General features: G+C 52.3%; 23 protein-coding genes. 4 read left to right on the forward strand and 19 right to left on the reverse strand.

Features of this window, described 5'->3' with window-relative positions; all coding sequences use genetic code 11:
- Window positions 1-129: 129 nt before the first annotated feature.
- Window positions 130-366 (reverse strand): non-oxidative hydroxyarylic acid decarboxylases subunit D, encoded by a 237-nt coding sequence (locus tag MPHASIOC01_RS15925; RefSeq protein WP_064600984.1) that lies wholly within the window; start codon window positions 364-366, stop codon window positions 130-132.
- Entirely contained in the window at window positions 363-1,805 is a 1,443-nt protein-coding gene (locus MPHASIOC01_RS15930) for a non-oxidative hydroxyarylic acid decarboxylases subunit C (protein ID WP_353612911.1), read from the reverse strand. Before MPHASIOC01_RS15930 ends, MPHASIOC01_RS15925 begins: the two co-directional genes overlap by 4 nt.
- Before the next feature lie 203 nt (window positions 1,806-2,008).
- Here MPHASIOC01_RS15930 and MPHASIOC01_RS15935 point away from each other — a divergent pair, with 203 nt between their 5' ends.
- On the forward strand, window positions 2,009-2,434 hold the full coding sequence (locus tag MPHASIOC01_RS15935) for a MarR family transcriptional regulator (RefSeq protein ID WP_353612912.1): 426 nt from the start codon (window positions 2,009-2,011) through the stop codon (window positions 2,432-2,434).
- Between the two features lie 42 nt (window positions 2,435-2,476).
- Here MPHASIOC01_RS15935 and rpoS read toward each other — a convergent pair whose 3' ends face one another.
- Together rpoS and nlpD are read right to left on the reverse strand one after the other, a co-directional pair.
- On the reverse strand, window positions 2,477-3,469 hold the full coding sequence (gene rpoS, locus MPHASIOC01_RS15940; RefSeq protein ID WP_064600988.1) for an RNA polymerase sigma factor RpoS: 993 nt from the start codon (window positions 3,467-3,469) through the stop codon (window positions 2,477-2,479).
- Window positions 3,470-3,531: 62 nt separating this feature from the next.
- Entirely contained in the window at window positions 3,532-4,605 is a 1,074-nt protein-coding gene (nlpD, locus tag MPHASIOC01_RS15945) for a murein hydrolase activator NlpD (protein WP_231889230.1), read from the reverse strand.
- Between nlpD and MPHASIOC01_RS15950 the strand changes: the two genes are divergently transcribed.
- Window positions 4,514-4,708 (forward strand): hypothetical protein, encoded by a 195-nt coding sequence (locus MPHASIOC01_RS15950; protein ID WP_231889231.1) that lies wholly within the window; start codon window positions 4,514-4,516, stop codon window positions 4,706-4,708. The genes nlpD and MPHASIOC01_RS15950 overlap by 92 nt on opposite strands.
- Window positions 4,709-4,779: 71 nt before the next feature.
- Here the strand turns inward: MPHASIOC01_RS15950 and MPHASIOC01_RS15955 are convergent, their stop codons facing one another.
- From MPHASIOC01_RS15955 to cysD, 10 genes are all read right to left on the reverse strand, one after another.
- A complete protein-coding gene (locus MPHASIOC01_RS15955) occupies window positions 4,780-5,406 on the reverse strand; it encodes a protein-L-isoaspartate(D-aspartate) O-methyltransferase (RefSeq protein WP_064600991.1) in 627 nt (208 codons plus the stop codon).
- Complete coding sequence (gene surE / locus MPHASIOC01_RS15960) at window positions 5,400-6,161, reverse strand: 5'/3'-nucleotidase SurE (RefSeq protein WP_353614947.1); 762 nt, start codon at window positions 6,159-6,161, stop codon at window positions 5,400-5,402. The genes MPHASIOC01_RS15955 and surE overlap by 7 nt, the downstream gene beginning before the upstream one ends.
- Entirely contained in the window at window positions 6,142-7,182 is a 1,041-nt protein-coding gene (gene truD, locus MPHASIOC01_RS15965; protein ID WP_353614948.1) for a tRNA pseudouridine(13) synthase TruD, read from the reverse strand. Before truD ends, surE begins: the two co-directional genes overlap by 20 nt.
- A gap of 8 nt (window positions 7,183-7,190) precedes the next feature.
- Window positions 7,191-7,670 (reverse strand): 2-C-methyl-D-erythritol 2,4-cyclodiphosphate synthase, encoded by a 480-nt coding sequence (ispF, locus tag MPHASIOC01_RS15970; protein WP_064600994.1) that lies wholly within the window; start codon window positions 7,668-7,670, stop codon window positions 7,191-7,193.
- On the reverse strand, window positions 7,670-8,380 hold the full coding sequence (gene ispD / locus MPHASIOC01_RS15975) for a 2-C-methyl-D-erythritol 4-phosphate cytidylyltransferase (protein WP_064600995.1): 711 nt from the start codon (window positions 8,378-8,380) through the stop codon (window positions 7,670-7,672). The genes ispF and ispD overlap by 1 nt, the downstream gene beginning before the upstream one ends.
- A gap of 20 nt (window positions 8,381-8,400) precedes the next feature.
- Window positions 8,401-8,715, reverse strand: a complete 315-nt coding sequence (gene ftsB / locus MPHASIOC01_RS15980) for a cell division protein FtsB (protein WP_064600996.1) — start codon at window positions 8,713-8,715, stop codon at window positions 8,401-8,403.
- Between the two features lie 164 nt (window positions 8,716-8,879).
- Window positions 8,880-9,212 carry a DUF3561 family protein gene (locus tag MPHASIOC01_RS15985; RefSeq protein ID WP_064600997.1) on the reverse strand — a complete coding sequence of 111 codons (333 nt, stop codon included), beginning with the start codon at window positions 9,210-9,212 and terminating at the stop codon, window positions 8,880-8,882.
- 57 nt (window positions 9,213-9,269) lie between these two features.
- The gene (cysC, locus tag MPHASIOC01_RS15990; RefSeq protein ID WP_064600998.1) at window positions 9,270-9,875 is read right to left on the reverse strand and encodes an adenylyl-sulfate kinase; all 606 of its coding nucleotides are present in this window, start codon (window positions 9,873-9,875) and stop codon (window positions 9,270-9,272) included.
- On the reverse strand, window positions 9,875-11,299 hold the full coding sequence (gene cysN, locus MPHASIOC01_RS15995; protein WP_064600999.1) for a sulfate adenylyltransferase subunit CysN: 1,425 nt from the start codon (window positions 11,297-11,299) through the stop codon (window positions 9,875-9,877). The genes cysC and cysN overlap by 1 nt, the downstream gene beginning before the upstream one ends.
- 9 nt (window positions 11,300-11,308) lie before the next feature.
- The gene (cysD, locus tag MPHASIOC01_RS16000; RefSeq protein ID WP_064601000.1) at window positions 11,309-12,217 is read right to left on the reverse strand and encodes a sulfate adenylyltransferase subunit CysD; all 909 of its coding nucleotides are present in this window, start codon (window positions 12,215-12,217) and stop codon (window positions 11,309-11,311) included.
- Between the two features lie 442 nt (window positions 12,218-12,659).
- Between cysD and MPHASIOC01_RS16005 the strand changes: the two genes are divergently transcribed.
- Complete coding sequence (locus MPHASIOC01_RS16005; RefSeq protein ID WP_064601001.1) at window positions 12,660-13,727, forward strand: aminopeptidase; 1,068 nt, start codon at window positions 12,660-12,662, stop codon at window positions 13,725-13,727.
- A gap of 109 nt (window positions 13,728-13,836) precedes the next feature.
- The gene (locus tag MPHASIOC01_RS16010) at window positions 13,837-15,942 is read left to right on the forward strand and encodes a heparinase II/III family protein (RefSeq protein ID WP_353612913.1); all 2,106 of its coding nucleotides are present in this window, start codon (window positions 13,837-13,839) and stop codon (window positions 15,940-15,942) included.
- 49 nt (window positions 15,943-15,991) lie between these two features.
- On the opposite strand, the gene MPHASIOC01_RS16015 is transcribed toward MPHASIOC01_RS16010, so the two are convergent.
- From MPHASIOC01_RS16015 to cysJ, 5 genes are all read right to left on the reverse strand, one after another.
- Window positions 15,992-16,687 carry a FadR/GntR family transcriptional regulator gene (locus tag MPHASIOC01_RS16015; RefSeq protein WP_064601003.1) on the reverse strand — a complete coding sequence of 232 codons (696 nt, stop codon included), beginning with the start codon at window positions 16,685-16,687 and terminating at the stop codon, window positions 15,992-15,994.
- A 110-nt stretch (window positions 16,688-16,797) separates the two neighbouring features.
- Window positions 16,798-17,577, reverse strand: coding sequence for an SDR family NAD(P)-dependent oxidoreductase (locus tag MPHASIOC01_RS16020; RefSeq protein ID WP_231889225.1), 780 nt, complete (start codon window positions 17,575-17,577; stop codon window positions 16,798-16,800).
- Window positions 17,578-17,867: 290 nt separating this feature from the next.
- A complete protein-coding gene (gene cysH, locus MPHASIOC01_RS16025) occupies window positions 17,868-18,602 on the reverse strand; it encodes a phosphoadenosine phosphosulfate reductase (RefSeq protein ID WP_064601005.1) in 735 nt (244 codons plus the stop codon).
- 13 nt (window positions 18,603-18,615) lie between these two features.
- Window positions 18,616-20,328: an assimilatory sulfite reductase (NADPH) hemoprotein subunit gene (cysI, locus tag MPHASIOC01_RS16030; protein WP_064601006.1), complete on the reverse strand. Its 1,713-nt coding sequence runs from the start codon at window positions 20,326-20,328 to the stop codon at window positions 18,616-18,618.
- The gene (gene cysJ, locus MPHASIOC01_RS16035) at window positions 20,328-22,136 is read right to left on the reverse strand and encodes an NADPH-dependent assimilatory sulfite reductase flavoprotein subunit (protein ID WP_353612914.1); all 1,809 of its coding nucleotides are present in this window, start codon (window positions 22,134-22,136) and stop codon (window positions 20,328-20,330) included. The genes cysI and cysJ overlap by 1 nt, the downstream gene beginning before the upstream one ends.
- Window positions 22,137-22,534 lie beyond the last annotated feature (398 nt).

Below are 22,534 nucleotides of genomic sequence, written 5' to 3' on the forward strand. Positions count from 1 at the left end.
AAAATCAATAAATTGATTTTCCTGGTTTTTTATTGGGTGACATCCTCTCGTTCTGTGCGGACATGAGGTTTGTCATCAGACTCAAACGCCCCATTTGGGGCGTTTTATATTACCACTCAGGCCAGGTAATTAACGCTGGCCTTCCGGCAACAAAGGCGGAATAGTGGGTACCTGCGGCGCATTATCAATATCGGCCTGGGTCATCATAAACGCCTCGGGGTAATGCTCCCGGCTGGTGCGGCGCAGCGGTTCTGTATCCCGCCAGGTGTACAGGCAATGCTGGCACTGGTGCACTGTCCAGACACCTTTTACCGGTGATGTTGCCAGCACTTCAATATGTTCATCAGCACAACGTGGACAAATCATAGCGCTTCTCCTTTTTTCCGGTTAGCCAGCATGGCAGTCAGTTTTTCAACCCACAGTGCCGTTTCTGGTAAATCTTTTACTGGCTGGCTGTAATGGCCGCGGTTATCCGGTGCAACCGGAGTGGTGGCATCAATGATAAGCTTGTCGGTGATCCCCGCAGGGCTTGAGCCCGGATCCAATTCCAGTACTGACATATTCGGTAGCTGCACCAGATCGCCTGCCGCATTCACTTTGGATGAGAGCGCCCACATCACCTGTGGCAGATCGAACGGATCAACGTCTTCGTCCACCATAATCACCATTTTTACGTAACCCAGACCATGTGGCGTTGTCATCGCCCGCAGGCCAACCGCTCTGGCAAATCCACCATAACGTTTTTTGGTGGAGATGATGGCGAGCAAACCATGGGTGTACATGGCGTTAACCGCCTGCACTTCAGGGAATTCCGCTTTCAGTTGCTGGTACAGTGGCACGCAGGTTGCCGGGCCGATCAGGTAGTCAATTTCGGTCCACGGCATCCCCAGATAGAGAGATTCAAAAATCGGTTTGGTACGGTAAGATACTTTATCAATGCGCACTACGGTCATGTTGCGCCCACCGGAATAGTGGCCGGTAAACTCACCAAACGGGCCTTCGATTTCCCGTTTGCGCCCTTCAATTACACCTTCCAGAATCACTTCTGATCCCCAGGGCACATCAAAACCTGTCAGTGGTGCAGTGGCGATTGGGTATGGCGACTCACGCAATGCGCCAGCCATTTCATATTCAGACTGGTCATATTTAAGTGGCGTTGCCCCCATCAGGGTAATCACCGGGTCGTTACCCAGTGTAATGGCAACAGGCAGGTCTTCACCACGTTCTTCGGCTTTATGTAAATGCAGGGCTATATCATGCATCGGTACCGGTTGCAGGCCCAGCTTACGCTTGCCTTTTACTTCCATCCGGTAAATACCAACGTTTTGTTTACCAAAGTGTTCCGGGTCCTGTGGATCGCGCGAAACAACGCAGGCTTTATCCAGGTAGAACCCGCCGTCACCATCATTCAGGCGAAATAACGGCAGAATATCAAACAGATTGATGTCTTCTCCGTCTACGCTGTTTTCAGCCCAGGGCGGGTTATCGCGGCGTTCCGGGGCTACCGGGAATGTGTCCCAGCGGCGAATGAATTCATCTACCTGTTGTTTAAGCGGGGTGTTTGGCGGCATACCAATAGAAATAGCATGGTTCTGCCAGGAGCCAATAGTATTCATAACTACACGGGCATCTGTAAAACCCGCAATATTATCAAACCACAGCGCTGGGGCACCTTCACCAATACGCCCGGTTGCGTTAGCGGCAGCAGCAATATCCGGTTCCGGCATCACTTGCTCTTCAATTTTCAGTAACTGCCCTTGTTCATCCAGCGCACGTAAAAAGCTGCGCAAATCATCAAACGCCATATGCGTCTCCTGTTAACAATACATTGTTCGCACACGAACATTATGGATAAAGTAATATATCGCGCCAAAGAAGAACAACGTAAAGCACAGCGATCGCGTCAAAAGCGCACAAAACGTTCACCTGTGTAAAAATATGAGCCAGGTGAAAAATTGCAGGTATGATATCGACGGATGTTTTTATCTTCATGCCAAATGGGTTCAGGATGCATTTACACCAGGAAACATTTCACCTTTTACGCCTGCTATTTCAGCAACATACAGCCAGGTGGCAACATACTTTTCCCGAACTGACCAAGCCGCAGTATTCAGTGTTGCGGGCAGTGGCGGAACATCCGGGTATTGAGCAGGCGCGCCTGACTGAAGCGGCTGTGTGTACCAAGGCGACACTGGCAGAAATGTTGAGCAGGATGGAGAAAAAAGGCTGGGTCAGCCGGGCTTGCGACCTGGCGGATAAACGGCGGCGGTTTGTTTCACTGACACCGGACGGGCAGGCACTGCTCACCCTCAGCCAGTCCAGAGCAACGACTGTGGACCAGGCGTTTTTAACCCGGCTAAACCCGCAAGAACAGCAGGCATTTAACGCAATGATTGAAAAAATGCTGGAGCCGGACGGCAACGCTCAGACATAAAAAAAGCCAGTCATACGACTGGCTTTTTCGGCGGAAAAAGTATTATTCCTGGAACAGAGCCTCAATATTCAGACCCTGTGTTTGCAGGATCTCCCTGAGGCGACGCAGGCCTTCAACCTGAATCTGGCGTACACGCTCGCGTGTCAAACCAATTTCATGGCCAACATCTTCCAGTGTGGCAGCTTCATAGCCCAGCAAACCAAAACGGCGCGCCAGCACTTCACGTTGCTTCGCATTGAGTTCAAACAACCACTTCACGATGCTGTGTTTCATATCATCATCTTGTGTGGTGTCTTCCGGGCCGTTGTCTTTTTCATCGGCCAGGATATCAAGCAACGCTTTTTCCGAATCACCACCCAATGGGGTATCCACTGAGGTGATGCGTTCGTTGAGCCGCAACATACGGCTGACGTCATCTACCGGTTTATCCAGTTGTTCCGCTATTTCTTCTGCGCTGGGCTCATGATCCAGCTTATGAGAAAGTTCACGGGCTGTGCGCAGATAGACGTTCAGCTCTTTAACAATATGGATTGGCAAACGAATCGTACGCGTTTGATTCATGATCGCACGTTCGATAGTTTGACGGATCCACCAGGTTGCATAAGTTGAGAAACGGAACCCTCTTTCCGGATCGAATTTCTCAACTGCGCGGATCAGGCCGAGGTTTCCTTCCTCAATGAGATCCAGCAATGCCAGACCTCGGTTGCCATAACGCCGCGCTATTTTCACCACCAGACGAAGGTTACTTTCTATCATCCGACGGCGCGAAGCTACATCACCACGCAATGCCCGGCGTGCGAAATGCACCTCTTCTTCAGCAGTCAGCAGGGGTGAGTAACCAATCTCACCAAGATAGAGCTGTGTTGCATCGAGCACACGTTGAGTGGCACCTTGCGACAACAACTCTTCCTCTGCCAGCTCTGTATCACCGGGTTCCTCTTCCACAAAGGCCTTTTCATCAAAGGTCTCTGCTCCATTCTCATCAAATTCCGCATCTTCACTTACTTCATGAACCTTCAGCGTATTCTGACTCATCTTAAGGTGCCTCCTACCCGTGATCCCTGGGCAAAGCACCTGTTACAACGTACTTTGCCGGTTTATCGCTGCGGTAAATAACGCAGCGGGTTGACGGATTTCCCCTTGTAACGAATTTCAAAATGCAAACGTGTAGAACTGGTTCCGGTGCTACCCATAGTAGCTATTTTCTGCCCCGCGTTGACTTCTTGTTGCTCCCGAACCAGCATAGTATCGTTATGAGCGTAGGCACTCAGGTAATCATCGTTATGTTTTATAATGATAAGATTCCCGTAACCGCGCAGTGCGTTACCGGCATAGACAACGCGCCCGGGGGCGGTTGCATAGATAGCCTGGCCACGCGAACCTGCAATATCAATACCTTTATTACCGCCATCGGCAGCAGAAAAGTTTTCGATAATCTTGCCATCAGTAGGCCAGCGCCATGATGAAATCGGCGAACTGCTTGACGTACTGCTGACAGTCGGTTCGGGAGTACTAACAACCGGCGCGGTAGTCGTCGTCGTGGCTGTTACTGCACCCGTTGACGGACGGTTACCAGGCAACATCTTGTTAGCACTTTGTTCACCTGAATTTTCAGAATACGTAATTGTCGGTTGCGTTGCAACCACCGCGCCTGAATTTTGTGCAGGTTTAGTTATCAGCCCCTGAGCACTGGCATCTGCGGTCGTAATCGCATTACCGCCAGTAATTGGCGCGCCTGAACCATTGCCCACTTGCAGCGTTTGCCCGACATGCAATCCATAGGGAGCCGGAATATTATTACGCTGCGCCAGGTCCCGGAAATCGTTCCCTGTCAGCCAGGCAATATAGAACAATGTATCGCCACGTCTGACGGTATAGGTTTGGCCGGAATAGCTGCCTTTGGGAATAGAATCATAATGGCGTTCATAAACAATTTTGCCATTCACGGTGCGCACTGGCTGTGACGGTGGCTGCTGTACTGCAACGGTGTGAGTCTGTCTTGTTTGTACCGGATGTACAGGTTGTATTTGCGGTCGTTGAACCGGCGCAGAGGTGTTTGGTGTAATTAACATCCCGCTACTGGTACTGGGCGCAGACGATGAGCCGCCACCATTGACGGAACTGATCGGAGCCTGGTTATGGTTATTACTGGAACAACCGGCAAGCCACAGGCTAACCAGTGAAAGCGCCGCAACACGGCGTAAGGTGAAATGTGGGCTTCCCGCGCTCATTTATCCCCCAAAAAATAAGAAAACAGTCAAATCAGAGCCGTAGAGGTCATCCACACTTCGGCCTGCCTTACAATACGCCCGCCCCGCGGAAAAAATACGGGGATAAATCTGGATTCAGGACAGTTCACCTTTTACCAGCGGTACAAAGCGTACTGCTTCTATTGTTTCGATAACAAAATCTGCACCCCGGCGACGAACCCGCTTAAGCAGTTGTTGTTCATCACCTACCGGCAAAACCAGTACGCCACCTTCATCTAACTGGGAAAGCAACGCAACGGGTATTTCTGGTGGTGCGGCGGTCACGATAATGGCATCAAAAGGTGCCCGTGCACGCCAACCCTGCCAGCCATCGCCATGTCGTGTTGAAACATTATGTAAATCAAGTTGTTTCAGACGACGCCTGGCATGCCACTGTAAGCTTTTAATGCGCTCAACGGAACAAACATGCTGCACCAGATGCGCCAGAATAGCTGTTTGATACCCGGAGCCTGTCCCCACTTCCAGTACGCGGGACTCTGGCGACAGCTCCAGCAACTCTGTCATGCGGGCAACCATATAAGGTTGCGAAATAGTCTGACCGGAACCAATAGGTAAAGCAACGTTATCCCAGGCTTTGTGTTCAAACGCTTCATCGACAAATTTCTCCCTGGGTACGCTGGCTAAAGCCTCGAGCACATGCTCATCGCTGATACCCTGCATACGTAACTGCTTAAGAAGAGTTTGTACGCGATTGCTTACCATTGGTTCTCCACTCCTGCCCGGGATAACCACCCGGAAACAACATCATGCGCGTTGTAAGCCGTTAAATCCACCTGTAACGGCGTGACAGAAACGTAGCCTGCATCCACTGCCGCGAAATCAGTATCCGGCCCGGCATCGCATTTTTCCCCCGGTGGACCTATCCAGTAAACCGGGTTACCGCGCGGGTCCTGCTGAACAATGACCTGGTCTGCCGGATGGCGACTGCCGCAGCGGGTAATACGTATGCCTTTTATCTGTTCAATGGGCAGGTCTGGTACATTAATATTCAGGATGCGACTGGTGCGCAACGGTTCTTGTGTCAACGCACGCAAAATCGCGCAGGTCACTTTTGCCGCCGTTTCATAGTGCGTGAGGCCATTGAGTGATACCGCCAGAGCCGGGAACCCCAAATGGCGCCCTTCCATAGCAGCAGCAACCGTTCCCGAATAAATGACATCATCGCCCAGGTTCGGCCCGGCGTTAACGCCAGAAACAACGATATCCGGGCGTGGACGCATCAGCGCATTCACCCCCAGATAAACACAGTCAGTTGGTGTGCCCATTTGTACAGCAATGTCACCACCAGGCAAATTCAGCGCCCGAAGTGGGGTTTCCAGCGTGAGAGAGTTGGATGCCCCACTCCGGTTGCGGTCAGGAGCAACAACCTGAACAGTGGCAAATTCCCGCAGTGCTTTAGCCAGTGCCTGGATCCCCGGCGCGTGAACGCCATCGTCATTACTCAGCAATATGCGCATAGTCATCGGGTTGGTTAATCAGTTCCCTTACAACACTGGTGGCAAAACTTCCGGCCGGGAGCCAGAAAGTCAGGGCGACAGTGGCCTCATCCCACCAGTCCCAGCGTAATTCTTTAGGAAACAGCAAAATAGCACGGCGCGCGGCATCAACACGCTCCTGAACCAACAGCGCCTGTAAATCCGGCTCACTGGCAATCGCAGCCTGTTCCGCCGCCAGCGCACTCCCCTGAGTCCCCCAGTCCCCACGGCCGGGTAATGTGGCGGTGATCCACAAATCGCCCTCATTTACCCGCTGCTGTAAGGCCGCTAACTCATCAGCCGTAGCAACAAACCAGCTTCCGCTTCCCGCTAATTGTAGCGCGTCTCCTTCAACAACCTGATTAAATTCTGGTTTTTTCAGACGTTCGCTGGCAACCTGATTAAATAACGCACTACGGGCTGCTGACAAGGCAAAACTGCGTTTATTTCGGTCACGGGGTGGGGTTTGCTGGCTGAACCAGCGGCGCGCCATTTCCAGGTTACTGCCATTAATGCCGAAACGCTGAGCACCAAAGTAATTAGGTACACCTGTTTGCCGGATGGCCTGCAGGCGTGTTTCGACATCCTCACGATTAGTAACATTTCGCAATACTACCCGGAAGTGATTACCTTTGAGATAACCTGTGCGTAATTTACGGCGATGACGGCTGGCTTCAAGCACCGTACACCCTTCCAGCTCAAAGGCGCGCAAATCCGGCATTGTTTTGCCTGGCAGACGGACGCAGAACCACTGCTCTGCAACAGCATGCTTATCCTTTTGCCCGGCAAAACTCACTTCACGCCCATGTACTTTTAGGTATTTAGCCAGTGCATCCGCGACAAAGCGCGTATTGCAGCCTTCTTTGCGGATGCGCACTAACAGGTGTTCACCTTCGCCATCTGGCTCAAACCCCAGGTCTTCGATGACCACAAAGTCTTCCGGGCTGGCTTTTAATGTGCCGTTACCCGCGGGTTTACCATAACGCCAGCACAGTGGTGCCATTATCTCACTCATTTTTCTACCCTGATTAACAATGCCACTGCTTCACAGGCAATGCCTTCACCACGGCCAGTAAAACCCAGTTTTTCTGTGGTGGTCGCTTTCACATTAACGTCATCCATGTGGCATCCCAAGTCTTCCGCGATAAACACGCGCATTTGTGGAATGTGGGGAGCCATTTTGGGTGCCTGTGCTATCAAAGTGATATCCACATTACCCAAAGAAAAACCTTTTGCCTGGATGCGACGCCAGGCTTCACGCAGCAGCGCCCGGCTGTCCGCGCCTTTAAAGGCCGGATCGGTGTCCGGAAATAATTTTCCGATATCACCCAGTGCTGCTGCACCGAGCAGGGCATCCGTTAGCGCATGCAGTGCCACATCGCCGTCGGAGTGAGCCAGTAAACCTTTTTCATAAGGAATGCGAACGCCGCCGATAATAATCGGGCCTTCGCCGCCAAACGCGTGTACGTCAAAACCGTGTCCAATCCGCATCAGGTATTCTCCTCAGGGGTTAAGCGAGAAAGATAAAAAGCCGCCAGACTGAGGTCTTCCGGGCGGGTAACTTTAATGTTATCAGCCCGGCCATCCACCAGTTCAGGATGGTAACCGCAATACTCCAGCGCAGAGGCTTCATCAGTGATAGCCACCCCTTCACGCAGGGCGCGTTGCAAACTGTTGCGTAACAGTTCAAGGGGAAAAAGTTGGGGTGTCAGCGCATGCCAGAGAGCCTGGCGCTCAACGGTGTGGGCAATGACCTGCATGCCGGGCTCTGCGCGTTTCATGGTATCGCGCACCGGCGCTGCCAGAATACCGCCCACCTTGCTGGTCTGTGTCAGGGCCAGCAAGCGGTTAAGATCATCGGCGTGAAGGCAAGGGCGCGCGGCATCGTGCACCAGTGCCCAGCCAGCATTCCCGGCGGCATTCAACCCTGCCAGCACTGAGTCTGCTCGCTGGTCGCCGCCACAAACCACTTCTATTTGCGGGTGGCTGGCAAGGGGTAAATGTTTAAACCACTGGTCTGCCGGGCTGATAGCGATAATGGCTTTTGAAACCCGTGGGTGCTGTAACACGCGGTCAACAGCGTGCTCCAGAATCGTCTTGTTGCCGATACGAAGGTATTGTTTGGGACATTCTGCCTGCATCCGGCTGCCGATACCCGCAGCCGGAACCACGGCAATGACATCCGGGAAGGAAACTGCCATGTGTAGTAGAACCTGAGTGGTTATTGATTATTTGGTCGTGACATGTTCCCGTTACGTTTAGACGCATCCGGTACCAGGCGGTAAAATGTTTCGCCAGGTTTAATCATGCTCAGCTCATTGCGGGCACGCTCTTCAATCGCTTCCTGCCCGCCGTTTAAATCGTCTATTTCAGCAAACAACTGGTCGTTTCTTGATTTCAGTTTGGCATTAGTGGCCTGTTGCGCCTCGACATCGCTTTTTACACGCGAATAGTCGTGCACACCATTTTTTCCGAACCACAGTGAATACTGTAGCCAGACCAGCAAAGCCAATAACAGCAGCGTTAGTTTACCCATTGCGCCCCCTGAAAAACGGCAAACATCATCCCACAATTTGCCGACAGACACCACCGTGTGTCCAGCCTGTAAAGCAGGGTATACGAGTTATTGCCGACGCAGGCGGCAGAATTTACCACAAAACCATCCGGGATGCGCCATTACTCATTACACACTCTCTCAGATTAGCCCAGCAACCACATAAATAGGCAGCCGAACATAACCATAACTACAAGGCAGGTAAGTGGACAACTCAGCCATAATCTGCGATGCAGCAATGAGTGAACCGCAATACCGACAACAATGGCGACAGGCATCAGAGCCAAAAAGAAGGGCCAGGTATAAAGGAAGAAAAACAGCGTGTTAGAGCCATAAAGCCAAAAAGGAACGGCGAGCGCCAGTAGCCAGGCCACAAAACCGATGATACCACCGGGAAGTGACCAGCTATTTTCTGTATTGCTGGCAGGCGGAGGAACCGTATCTGCCCGGGAAACAATTAATTGAGTCGTGTTGCGCATAACCTATCCTGTCTTGTGCCTTGCCGGATACTCCAGCGTGTATAATCCGGCATGGTCTCAGGATTTGATAATATCTTCCCTGCGCAACAGATCTAATAATTGGGCTGTCAAATTTGTTACCAATTGTTGACCATCAAGGTGGATTTCCGGCATTTCAGGCGGCTCATAAACCGCATCAATTCCGGTGAAATTACGCAGTTCCCCCGCACGGGCTTTTTTATACAACCCTTTGGGGTCACGGGTTTCACACACCTCAAGCGGGGTATCAACAAATACTTCAATAAACCGCCCTTCCCCCAGGCGCTCGCGCACCATCGCCCGTTCGCTGCGGTGCGGAGAGATAAATGCCGTCAGCACAACCAGGCCAGCGTCTACCATCAGCCGGGCAACTTCCCCCACTCTGCGGATGTTTTCTTTGCGATCTGCATCGCTGAATCCCAGGTCGCTGCACAAGCCATGGCGCACATTGTCGCCATCCAGCAAATAGGTACTGACGCCGAGCTTGCTCAGTGCCACTTCCAGTGCACCAGCAACCGTGGATTTGCCCGAGCCTGACAGGCCAGTGAACCACAGCACAACACCACGGTGCCCGTGGTGTTGTTCCCGTTGCTCACGCGTGACAACGTGGCTGTGCCAGACAACATTCTCGTCATGGTTGGCCATTACTGGCCTCCCAACAAATCACGCGCGCCCCAGTGAGGGAAATGGCGACGAACCAAAGCATTCAGTTCCAGTTCAAAGGCACTGAATTCAGATGTCACAGCCTGCTGGCCCAGGGTTTCAACCACCAGCCCGGCACCCACCGTGACATTGCTCAGGCGATCAATAAATATCATCCCGCCAGTCACCGGGTTTTGCTGGTAGCTGTCCAGTACCAGTGGTTCATCAAAGGTGACTTCCACCAGACCGATACCATTCAGAGGCAGGCTGGCAACTTCGCGATGGCTCAGGTTATTGATATCCACCTGGTAATCAATTTTGTCGATACGCGCACGGGTTTTCTTGCCTGCGATTTTCACATCATAGCTGTTACCCACTTCCAGTGGCTGTTCTGCCATCCACACCACATTAAGGCTGGCGCGTTGTGCTGAAGGCAGCACGGTATCGGCTTCAACCAGTAAATCGCCACGGCTGATGTCAATTTCATCTTTCAGCACCAGGGTAATCGCTTCACCGGCAATGGCTTCATCCAGGTCACCATCAAAAGTCACAATACGGCTGACAGTGGACTCAACACCCGAAGGTAACACTTTCACACGGGTGCCCGGGCGTAATGTGCCTGATGCGAGGGTGCCTGCGTAACCACGAAAATCCAGGTTCGGACGGTTAACATACTGTACTGGGAAGCGCATTGGCTGGCTGTCGACGACACGTTTAATTTCAACCGTTTCCAGCACTTCCAACAAAGTAGGGCCACTGTACCATGGCATGTTGCTGCTTTGTGACGCCACGTTGTCGCCTTCCAGCGCAGACAGCGGTACAAAGCGAATATCCAGTTCACCCGGTAACTGTGCTGCAAAATCCAGGTAAGCCTGGCGGATGGATTCGAAAGTTTCTTCGCTGTATTCCATCAAATCCATTTTATTAACGGCAACAATCAGGTGGCGAATCCCCAGCAACGTGGAGATAAAGCTGTGCCGACGCGTCTGATCCAGTACACCTTTACGGGCGTCTATCAGCAAAATCGCCAGGTCACATGTAGAAGCGCCGGTTGCCATATTACGGGTGTACTGCTCGTGCCCCGGGGTATCCGCAATAATAAACTTCCGTTTTTCCGTAGAGAAATAGCGGTAAGCCACATCAATGGTGATACCCTGCTCACGCTCAGCCTGTAAACCATCCACCAGCAGTGCGAGGTCCAGTTTTTCGCCCTGAGTACCGTGGCGTTTGCTGTCGTTGTGCAAAGAAGACAGCTGGTCTTCATAAATCTGGCGGGTATCGTGCAACAAGCGACCAATCAGGGTGCTTTTGCCATCATCAACACTGCCGCAGGTTAAGAAGCGCAGCAGGCTTTTGTGTTGCTGGGCCTGCAGGTAAGCTTCAACACCACCCTGGTCTGCAATCTGGCGGGCAATCGTAGTATTCATCATGACTCCTTAGAAATAACCCTGACGTTTTTTGAGCTCCATAGAGCCCGCCTGGTCGCGGTCAATTACACGCCCCTGCCGTTCACTGGTGGTAGACACCAGCATTTCTTCGATAATTTCAGGCAGTGTGGCAGCTTCAGATTCAACCGCGCCTGTCAGTGGCCAGCATCCGAGAGTACGGAAACGCACCCTACGCTGTTTGATAACTTCGCCCGGTTGTATATCAATCCGGTCATCGTCAATCATCATCAACATACCGTCGCGCTCCAGTACAGGGCGTTCAGCCGCCAGGTAGAGCGGAACAATTTCAATATTTTCCAGGTAGATATACTGCCAAATATCCAACTCAGTCCAGTTAGACAAGGGGAACACACGGATGCTTTCACCTTTGTTAACCTGGCCATTGTAGTTATGCCACAGTTCCGGGCGCTGGTTTTTCGGGTCCCAGCGGTGGAAACGGTCACGGAAAGAGTAGATACGCTCTTTAGCACGGGACTTTTCTTCGTCGCGGCGTGCACCACCAAACGCGGCATCAAAACCGTATTTATTCAGTGCCTGCTTCAGACCTTCGGTTTTCATGATATCGGTATGTTTGGCACTACCGTGGACAAAGGGGTTGATGCCCATTGCCAGGCCTTCCGGGTTACGGTGCACCAGCAATTCAAAACCATATTCTTTTGCTGTGCGATCGCGGAATTCATACATTTCGCGGAATTTCCAGCCGGTATCAACATGCAGCAGAGGAAACGGCAGGGTTCCCGGGAAGAACGCCTTACGAGCCAGGTGCAGCATCACCGATGAATCCTTACCGATAGAATACAGCATGACCGGATTGGCGAATTCAGCAGCCACTTCACGGATAATATGGATGCTTTCCGCTTCCAGTAACCGCAAATGGGTAAGTCGTTTTTGGTCCATAACCCTTCCTTAAGACAGATTCAAGGCGAAAGTTCAGGGGCTTTCGTCTGTATTATGTTGCCAGGTGAATACGAAAATGCGCCCGACAGGCTGTGTTTCCGGGAGCGCGAGTTTTATACCGCTAAGCTGTATACAGGGTCAGAACGTGATGGCGGGCCAGGATGCACCAACCATCAGGGGCAGGAAGATTCCGCAAACGTCAAACCCCAATACAACCGGGTGATAGAAGGACTATAGGGGTCAGCTAAAAATGAATGAAATGACGAATTGGAATGAGTAGTTCCACAATGGAATAACGCCACTATGGAATAACAACAAAAAGTGCTCAAAAAAAGGTTTCAGTGCTTTTCAGCATAAATGAAATTGTCAGTTGCCACCAACAGTTCCATACTATTCTCGCCAATTGCATGTAAGTTAAATTGAACAGGATAAAGGAACCATTATGCTTTCCGCATTGCGCCATTCAGCGATAGTTATCGCCCTGGGCGTATGCTGCTCGTTTGCCGTCTTCGCCAAAGAGCCTGCTCTGGGTGAAACTGCCAGTTTGCAAGCCCGCCACCTCGCTACCGTTTTCCCTGGCCGTATGACCGGCTCCCCGGCTGAAATGCTGTCGGCGGAATACCTGCAACAACAATTTCAGCAATGGGGCTACCAGAGCGATGTTCGCCAGTTCCACAGCCGTTATACCTACACCAGCAAAGAAGGGAATAAGACCTGGCAAAATGTCACGGGCAGTACGGTGATCGCCGCGCGGGAAGGTGAGCTGCCCGAGCAGATAATTATTATGGCGCACCTCGACACCTATGCTCCACACAGCGACAGTGACAGCGACAATAACCTGGGTGGGCTCACTTTGCAGGGAATGGATGATAATGCTTCCGGTCTGGGGGTAATGCTGGAGCTGGCTCAACGTTTACAGCATGTTAAAACTCGCTATACCTTGCGCTTTATCGCCACCAGTGGTGAATACACCAGCCATTCAGGAGCAGAAGATTACCTGGCCCGCATGAGTGCAAAAGAAAAACGCAACACATTGTTAGTGATTAACCTCAGTAGCCTGATTGTGGGTGATCATATCTACTTTAATAGTGGGAAGAACACGCCAGTTGCCGTGCGTAAGCTCACCCGAGACCGGGCGCTTACCCTGGCGCGCCAGCTTGGTATTCGTGCATTAACCAGCCCAGGGCTTTCTTCGGCCTGGCCTGAAGGCACCGGCCCGACGCATGATGCCAGCGTCTTTGATAAAGCAGGTATTCCCGTGCTGGCAGTTGAAGCAACGGACTGGTCACTCGGCCAGCACGACGGGAAACAACAACGCGCCAAAAGCAAAGCATTCCCTTCAGGCACCAGCCGCCACGATGTTACCCGTGATAACCAACAGTATTTGGATCACTGGCTGCCCGGGCAGGTTGAAAAGCGCACACGGGCAGTGATGAAAGTGATGTTACCCCTGGTTGAAGATCTGGCAAACCCGCAAATTAGTCATACTAATAAAAAGATAAAAGTGTGAAACAAGTTACGAACAACTGAAAAAATGGTGCAAAAACAGGAAGTAAATTAGACAAACAAGTCAAAAACCTTGTTTAATAGTCATACTATTAAACAAAAGGAATCGTTTTATGACTTGTGAAAGTGCGCTATTTATTGATTCGCATGACATAGCCAAATGCAGGGATGCGCTCGCACAGAACTCGCTGCTGGGGAAAACATTGCGCCACTACCAGGCACAGGCCGCGGCCTGGCTGGCTGCGCCCGTGGTTATCCCCGGCCATGGTGAAGGCGGTGGCCCGGAGCATCTTCAGCACAAAACGCATTACCAGATGCTGCACCTGGCAGGCTGGTTATGGCAATTCACCCAGGACCCGGTGTGGCGCGATAAAATCATTGCGGTGTTGTCGGGCTACGCCGATATTTATCCCCACCTTGGTAACGCCACCAGTAAAGATACCAATCCCCCCGGGCGGCTGTTTCACCAGACACTGAACGAAGATATGTTTTTGCTCTATGCCGCACATGCCTGGTCCTGCGTGAAAGAAAGCACTGCGGCGCAAACCCGGGAACACATTGAAAACAATTTGTTACGGCTGATGGCAACCGAGGCCGTGGAAACCCATGCCGCCACATTTGATATTGTGCATAACCATGGCATCTGGTCGGTTGCCGCCGTAGGGCTATGTGGTTATGCCCTGAATGATCAGTCACTGGTGGATGCCGCGCTCTATGGCCTTAAGGGCGACAGCCAGAGTGGTGGTTTTATGGCACAAATCAGCCAGCTTTTTTCCTGCGACGGGTTTTACGTTGAAGGGCTGTACTACCAGCGTTTTGCATTGCGGCCGCTGCTGATGTTTGCTCAGGCAATTTCCCGTTTTCAGCCAGAACTGAATATTTGGCAATTTGCCGGGAAGCGCATTAAAGCAGCCTGCTATGCCTTGTTTGCCCTGGCCTTCCCGGATGGCACGCTCCCCGCGCTTAATGACGCATCCAAAACGATGAACCTGAAAGATGAAGGTGCAGTGTTAGCTGTAAGCTTGTGCCGCCAGCATTATGGGCCAGATGCACGGTTAGCGGCACTCGCTGCCTGGCAGGGTAAACTCTGGCCTTGTGCTGGCGCCCTGCTGCCAGACCGTGAACAACCAGCCGGGCCGTACCCCACCTGGCCTGGCGGCATATGGCGGGATGGCCCACAAGGAGATAAAGGCGGCGTGGGTGTGTTACGCCAGGTGTGCTCTCAAGGCGACCAGACCATGGCACTGCTTTGGTGGGGTGGTCATGGTGACATATCCGGCATGCACAGTGCCCTGAACCACGGGCATTTTGACGGTCTGCACCTGAGCCTGTTTAACCGGGGTAAGGAAGTGTTGCAGGATTATGGTTTCGGGCGCTGGGTGAATGTCGAACCTAAGTTTGGTGGGCGTTATATTGCGGAGAACAACAGCTATTGCAAACAAACCGTAGCCCACAATACCGTAACAGTCGATAGTGGTTGCCAGCACCAGGGCAATAAAACACTGGCAACAGGCGACCACGGTGAAACCCATTTTTTTCAGGGTAACCACGCGCTCGGTTCGGGGATGAGTGCCATTGCGCGGCATTACTGGCCAGATGTAACCCAACAGCGCACAGTGTTGCTACTCACGCTGCCCGCCTGCCCACGCCCGCTGTTAGTAGATCTGTTTCGCCTGCAAAGCCCAACACCGCACCAGTATGATTACTGCCTGCATATACGAGGGCAGCGTATTGCCAGCAACATCTCACTCCAAAGCAAACCCCAACTGGCGCCACTGGGTAACGCACACGGCTACCAGCATTTGTGGGACTGCGCCAGAGGAGCAATACCCACCGGGGAACATAGCCAGATTAGCTGGCTGGATGGCGATACTTACTACACCATCACCACAGCCATGCCAGCAGGTGGCGAGCTGATTATCGCCCGCACAGGTGCCAGTGACCCGGATAATAACCTGCGCACTGAGCCGTGCTGGATTTGGCGCACCCATGCCAGCGATACATTGTTTGCCACAGTACTGGAAAGCCACGGCGAGTTTGATGAAGCGAGCGAATATTCGGTGGATGCCCGGGGGAAAGTCAGCCAGGTTAATATTTGTGAAGACAGCGCCCGTCGCACCCAGTTGCAGATAACGTTTACTGACGGTAGTGCCGCCCTGGTGACGGTAGACAACCGGCCGGGTTCCGGCGGGTTTGATGCCCAACTGATAGCAGGCTGAAAACCCGGTGAACCGGTGCCGGTAACGCCGGGCACCGGTTCACTTCCCGTTACAGGCGGTGCTTTTTCGCATTCATCAGCGCGAGTGAAGCCTGGTACGCTGCTTCGCCATCTGCCATCATAATCGCTTTATAAATCTGGTGATGTTCAGCAAGGCACATGCCACCATCCCGGGAAGAATGGCTGATAAACCATTTAAATACCGTAGTCAGCAAATTACCGAACGGCAGATAAAAACAGTTACCGGATGCCTGGAAAATCAGGCTGTGAAAACGTGTGTCCACTTCCACCCACTCTTCCGGGGAAAAATCACGGGCACGCTGGCAGAGCTCATCATAAACGCGGGATAACTCAATACGCTGCTCAGTTGTGGCATTTTCCGCAGCAAGCCTGGTGGCATGGGGTTCAATCACCCGGCGGAAATCCAGGAACTGGTGGTACATTTCCAGCGTACCTTCCATACCCGACATCCAGTCCAGTAATTGTGCATCGAGGATATTCCAGCTGGTTCTGGGCCGGACCCGCGTCCCGGTTTTGGGGCGCGATTCAATCAGCCCCTTTGAGGTGAGTTGTTTTAACGCTTCCCGCAGCGCAGTACGGCTGACACCCAGTTGTTCGCCCAGCTCAACTTCACTGGGTAAAATCGTACCGGGAGGTAATTCGCCAGACAGGATCCGGCGGGCGATATCTCGTGCGATCAGCCCGTCAAGGCCGCGTTGTGTCGTGCTTATGGCGGTAAATTGCATCTGACTCTAATACCTGATTCAGGAAGGGGCGCAGTGTAGCACAGGGGCTGGCAAAATGGGCAGTTGCCGGGTCAGTGTTCAGCACCTTTCCCGGCAAGCCATTCTGTAGTTTACGGCGCTATCTGCCCGCCATTCACATCAAGGATCTGCCCGGTGATATACCCGCTGCAGGCATGTGATGCCAGGAACAGGAAACTGGGCGCGACTTCCTCGCTGCGGCCAAAACGCCCCATGGGAATAGAACCGGCAATTTTATCCCGCAGCTCCTGAGGCTTGTCTTCATGGAAAGCCGTATCAATAGTACCGGGAGATACAATGTTGAAGCGAATACCGTCTTTGGTAAATTCTTTGACCCAGTTGCGGTGGATATCGTGCAGCCAGGCTTTGGATGCCGCATAAATGCCCGCACCAATACCGCCGCCTTCGCGCCCGGCAATCGACCCGGTACTGATAACCGCCGCTGTTTTACCACTGGCTTTGGCGCTGGCACGCAAAAATGGCAGAGCGTATTTGGTCATCATCAATGCAGAACGGGCATTGAGATCCATCACATGATCATAGAATGCATCATCAATGGCTTCCAGACCGGCGCGGCCCCCTAAACCACCTGCATTATTGACCAAAACATCCAGCCCGCCGAAATGTGTTGTGAAACTCGCGACCAGTTTTTCGCAGGCGGAAGAATCACATAAATCCGCCTGAAAATAAGCCGCATCGCCACCCAGTTCCCGCAACGCGGCAACCACCTCAGCCATTTCCTCTGGCGGGCGGCGGCCGTTGATCCCGACCAGTGCACCGCGCCGGGCAAACGCCTGGGCAGCCGCCAGGCCAACCCCGGCAGTGCTGCCAGTAATCAGAACCCGCTTTCCATGTAAATCGTCAAACATCATTCTCTCCTTTTAATTAGTCATACTATTTATAACGACACAGGTTATAAATTGCGATAATAAAACCAGATTAACTGCAAATTTGTGATATTCACCCATTTATTAGTACTACTAATTCACAAAAGGAAGTTGAAACACAAAGTAGTAAACAATTTGCAGCCCGGAAGAATAAGCAAGCGCAGGAAGAAAGCAGTGACAGGCTGTCAGCGGCGTATTGAAATTGAAACTGAAGCTGGAATTAGAGCAGAGACAAAACCGCACCGGGGCCATTCCCCCAGTGCGTTTTACAGCGATTAACCTTCGTGCAGGCCACATTCCCGTTTCAGGCCGAAGAAACGCGTTTCTTCTTCTGCCATGCCCGGTTCCCATTTGCGGGTAGTATGGGTATCACCTACAGAGAGGTAACCCTGATCCCACAATGGGTGATATTTCAGACCATGCGCAGTCAGGTACTGGTAAACCTGGCGGTTATCCCAGTCGATTATTGGCAGGATCTTAAACACTTCACGCTGAATCGCCAGCACCGGCAAAGCGGCCCGGCTGCCAGACTGTTCACGGCGCAACCCGGCAAACCAGGTGCCTGCGTTAAGATCTTTGAGTGCACGGTTCATGGGTTCAACTTTGTTGAGCGTATTGTATTTCTCAATGCCTTCAACACCTTGTTCCCACAATTTGCCGTAACGCGCCTCCTGCCAGGCCGGGCTTTGTTCTGCCCGGTACACTTTCAGGTTAAGTTTGAGCTTGTCGGTCAACTCATCAATAAACTGATAGGTTTCCGGGAACAAGTAACCAGTATCGGTGAGGATAACCGGGATATCCGGATATTGCTGCGTGACCAGATGCAGGCACATCGCCGCCTGAATCCCAAAGCTGGAAGAGAGCACAAACTCACCACTCAGGTTTTCCAGCGCCCAGGCAACGCGCTGCTCAGCGGTCAGCTTTTCCAGTTGATTATTAGTTTCAGCCAGCTCCATTATGCGCTCTGCTTTGGGCAGCGCATTCAGCGCTTCTCTGTCAAACGTAGCCATATTTGCCTCCAGGTTATTCCCAGAAATCCCGGGCCGGGTCCAGTACCGGTCGCACAATACCTGTGCGCACCGCAAAGTCACCAAACCCTTCATCAGATTCACGCTGTTCCGCCCACTGGCCCACCAGGGTATCCATGATGCTGACAATTTCCGCATCCGTGATATTTTCGCGGTACATACGTGGAATGCGTGTGCCAGTACGGTTACCACCAATGTACAGGTTATAACGACCAGGAGCTTTACCAATTAACCCCACTTCGGCCAGCAGTGCACGGCCACAGCCATTCGGGCAACCAGTTACACGCAATACGATATGCTCATCGCTCATGCCATGTTTCGCCATGATGCCATCCACCTGGTCCACAAAACCCGGCAGGAAGCGTTCCGCTTCGGCCATTGCCAGTGGGCAGGTTGGGAATGACACGCACGCCATCGCGTTTTCACGCTGAGGGGTTACGCTGTTCATCAGGCCATGGTCACGCGCCAGTTTCTCAATCGCTGCTTTGTCACTTTCCGGCACACCTGCAACAATCAGGTTCTGGTTGGCAGTCAGGCGGAAGTCACCTTTATGAATACGGGCTATTTCGCGCAGCCCGGTTTTCAGTGGGCGGCCAGGATAATCCAGGATGCGGCCATTCTCGATAAACAGAGTCAGGTGCCATTTGTCGTCAATACCTTTCACCCAGCCAATGCGGTCACCACGGCCAGTAAATTCATACGGGCGAATCGGGGCGAATGTGATACCGGCACGGCGCTCAACTTCGGCTTTAAATACGTCGACACCCACGCGCTCCAGGGTGTACTTGGTTTTCGCGTTTTTACGGTCTGTACGGTTACCCCAGTCTCGCTGCGTGGTAACCACAGCTTCTGCCACAGCCAGCGTGTGTTCCAGCGGAATAAAACCAAATTCACTTGCGGTGCGCGCATAGGTTTTCTTGTTACCGTGGTCGATAGACAAGCCACCACCCACCAGCAGGTTAAAACCAACCAGCTCGCCATTTTCTGCTATCGCGACAAAGTTCATGTCGTTGGCGTGAAGATCAACATCATTTTGCGGCGGAACAACCACCGTGGTTTTAAATTTACGGGGCAGATAAGTCGCCCCCAGAATCGGCTCTTCATCGGTAGTGGCGACTTTTTCCTGATCCAGCCAGATCTCGGCATAAGCACGAGTGCGCGGCAGCAGGTGCTCAGAAATTTTCTTCGCCCATGCGTAAGCCTGCTCATGCAGGCGGGATTCCACCGGGTTAGAAGTACACAACACATTACGGTTAACATCGTTAGCCGTCGCCAGAGCATCCAGGCCAACTTTATGTAATAACTGGTGCGCAGATTTCAGATCTTTTTTCAGGATGCCATGGAACTGAAAAGTCTGGCGGTTGGTGAGGCGAACACTGCCATACAGAGTTTCTTCACCCGCAAACTCTTCAATTGCCAGCCACTGCTGTGGCGACATCACACCGCCCGGCAGGCGGCAGCGCAGCATCATGGCATGGCGTGGTTCCAGTTTCTGTTCAGCGCGCTCAGCACGAATATCGCGGTCATCCTGCTGATACATGCCGTGAAAACGGATCAGCAGGAAGTTGTCACCGTTAAAACCGCCCGTCAGGCCATCATTTAAATCTTCCGCAATCGTTCCACGCAGGAAGTTGCTGTCAAGTTTCAGGCGTTCGGCATCGGCCAGTTTGCCTTCAACCACCAGGGGTCCAGGATGTTTTTCACTCATTAGTAGACATCTCGCTGATAACGGCGCGCCAGGCGCAGCTCACTTAAATATTCGTCTGCCGCTTCGGTGTCCATATCACCATAAGTGGCAATCACGTCCAGTAAAGCCTGTTCAACATCCTTCGCCATACGGGATGCATCGCCACAGACATAAATGTGTGCGCCTTCGTTAATCCAGCGCCACAGCTCTGCGCCCTGTTCACGCAGTTTATCTTGTACGTAAATTTTATGATCCTGGTCGCGTGACCAGGCCAGGTCTATCTGATTCAGGACGCCTTCTTTGACCAGTGCCTGCCATTCAACCTGGTACAGGAAATCTTCAGTAAAATGCGGGTTGCCAAAGAACAACCAGTTTTTCCCTTCTGCTCCGTCAGCAGCACGTTGCTGCATAAACGCGCGGAAAGGCGCAACCCCCGTGCCCGGGCCAATCATAATGACCGGCGTCTGGCTGTCTTCTGGCAAACGGAAATTATCGTTATGTTCGATAAACACCCGCACTTCGCCGTCTTCTTCAAGGCGGTCTGCCAGGAAACCGGATGCACCGCCAGTGCGTGCACGGCCTTCGATGTCATAACGCACAACACCGACAGTGATATGCACTTCGTTTTCCACTTCTGCCTGAGAAGAAGCGATGGAGTACAGACGAGGCGTTAGCGGGCGCAGTAAGCTTACCAGCGCTTGTGCATCAAGCTGTGCCGGAGCAAAGCGCACCATATCCACAATGGGCGTACTGGCGGCATATGCCTGCAGGCTGGTTTTATCGCCCACTTTATCCAGCAAAGCGTCGTTACGGGTTAAGGTGGCGTATTTCTCAACAATTGCCGCAGTATTGACGGTCAGTTCAAAATGCCACTGCAGAGCTTCGGCCAGAGGCAGGGTTTTATCCCCCACGGTGACCGGCTCATCGCCTTTAAGCCACAGCAATTCCACCAATTCTTTGACCAGTGCCGGGTCATTCTGATACCACACACCCAGCGCATCACCGGGTTGATAACGCAGGCCAGATTCTCCCAAATCAATTTCCAGGTGGCGCACATCTTTATCTGAATTACGGCCGGTAATTTTTTGGTTTACCGACAGCGTAGCGCTGAGTGGGTTTTCTTTAGTGTAAGGACTGGTGTAAACCTCATTGACAGCACCACTGGCAAGCACAGCAGAAGGAGTTGCGCTCGACGCAGGTACACGGTCTTTCAGCAGGGCGACCACTTCTTTACGCCAGGCTTCTGCAGCGGGCTGGTATTCAACATCGGCATCAACCCGCGCAAGCAGGCGCTCTGCACCCAACTCGGCCAGTTTGCTGTCGAAATCTTTCCCGGACTGGCAGAAGAATTCATAAGAGGTATCGCCAAGGCCCAATACCGCAAAGGCCGTATCCGGCAATTTAGGCGCTTTTTTGGAGAACAAGTATTTATGCAGCGCAACCGCTTCTTCCGGCGGTTCGCCCTCACCCTGAGTGGAGGTGACAACCAGTAAGAGTTTTTCCTGAGCGATTTGTTTGAATTTGTAGTCGCCCGCACTGACCAGTTTCACATTAATATTTTCTGCCAGCAGGTCATCACGCATTTGCTCTGCAATACGGCGGGCATTCCCGGTTTGGGAAGCACTGAGCACCGTCACAGAAGGCGCTTCTGCCGCCGCCGGTGCGGCTGCCACAATGCTCGCTGCGCCAGTCTGGTTAACCTGGCCCCAGAAGTAGCCAGATAACCAGGCCAGCTGAGTTGGGGTGAAATCAGTCGTTGCCGCCTGCAGGCGGGCCAGTTGCTCCGGACTAAGCGGAAGCAGCGCTGTCGGTGGGACCTGTTTTGTCATGCGTCGTTATGTTCCAGTAGCAAATGAGGCTGTTTTAAATAAACAGTCAATAACCCCAAATCACTCAGGCTGACTGGCTCAAAGCCGTCGCCTTATTATCCGCGTGGTGCCACAGCGTGTAGCTGCCGAAGGTGTGCACCCGCGCAGAGACGGGGCGGATTAATGACATTATTGATAGAGACAATGCCGATAAGGGTAACGGCGGGCATAATAACAATTAAATAAGTGATAGAAATAATAAATAACCAAATTGACTAATCACTTTTTAAGGTAATGAATAACGGTAAAACAGGTAGATTAATGCATTGATTTTATTTATTAAAATAAGATAAAGCGCCATAACGCACCCGGCAAAACCAGGATGCAGGTGTTCGGGGAAAAATAATTTACTGGCAAGA

The organism is Mangrovibacter phragmitis (genome assembly GCF_040429585.1).
In the GTDB taxonomy this organism is placed as follows: domain Bacteria; phylum Pseudomonadota; class Gammaproteobacteria; order Enterobacterales; family Enterobacteriaceae; genus Mangrovibacter; species Mangrovibacter phragmitis.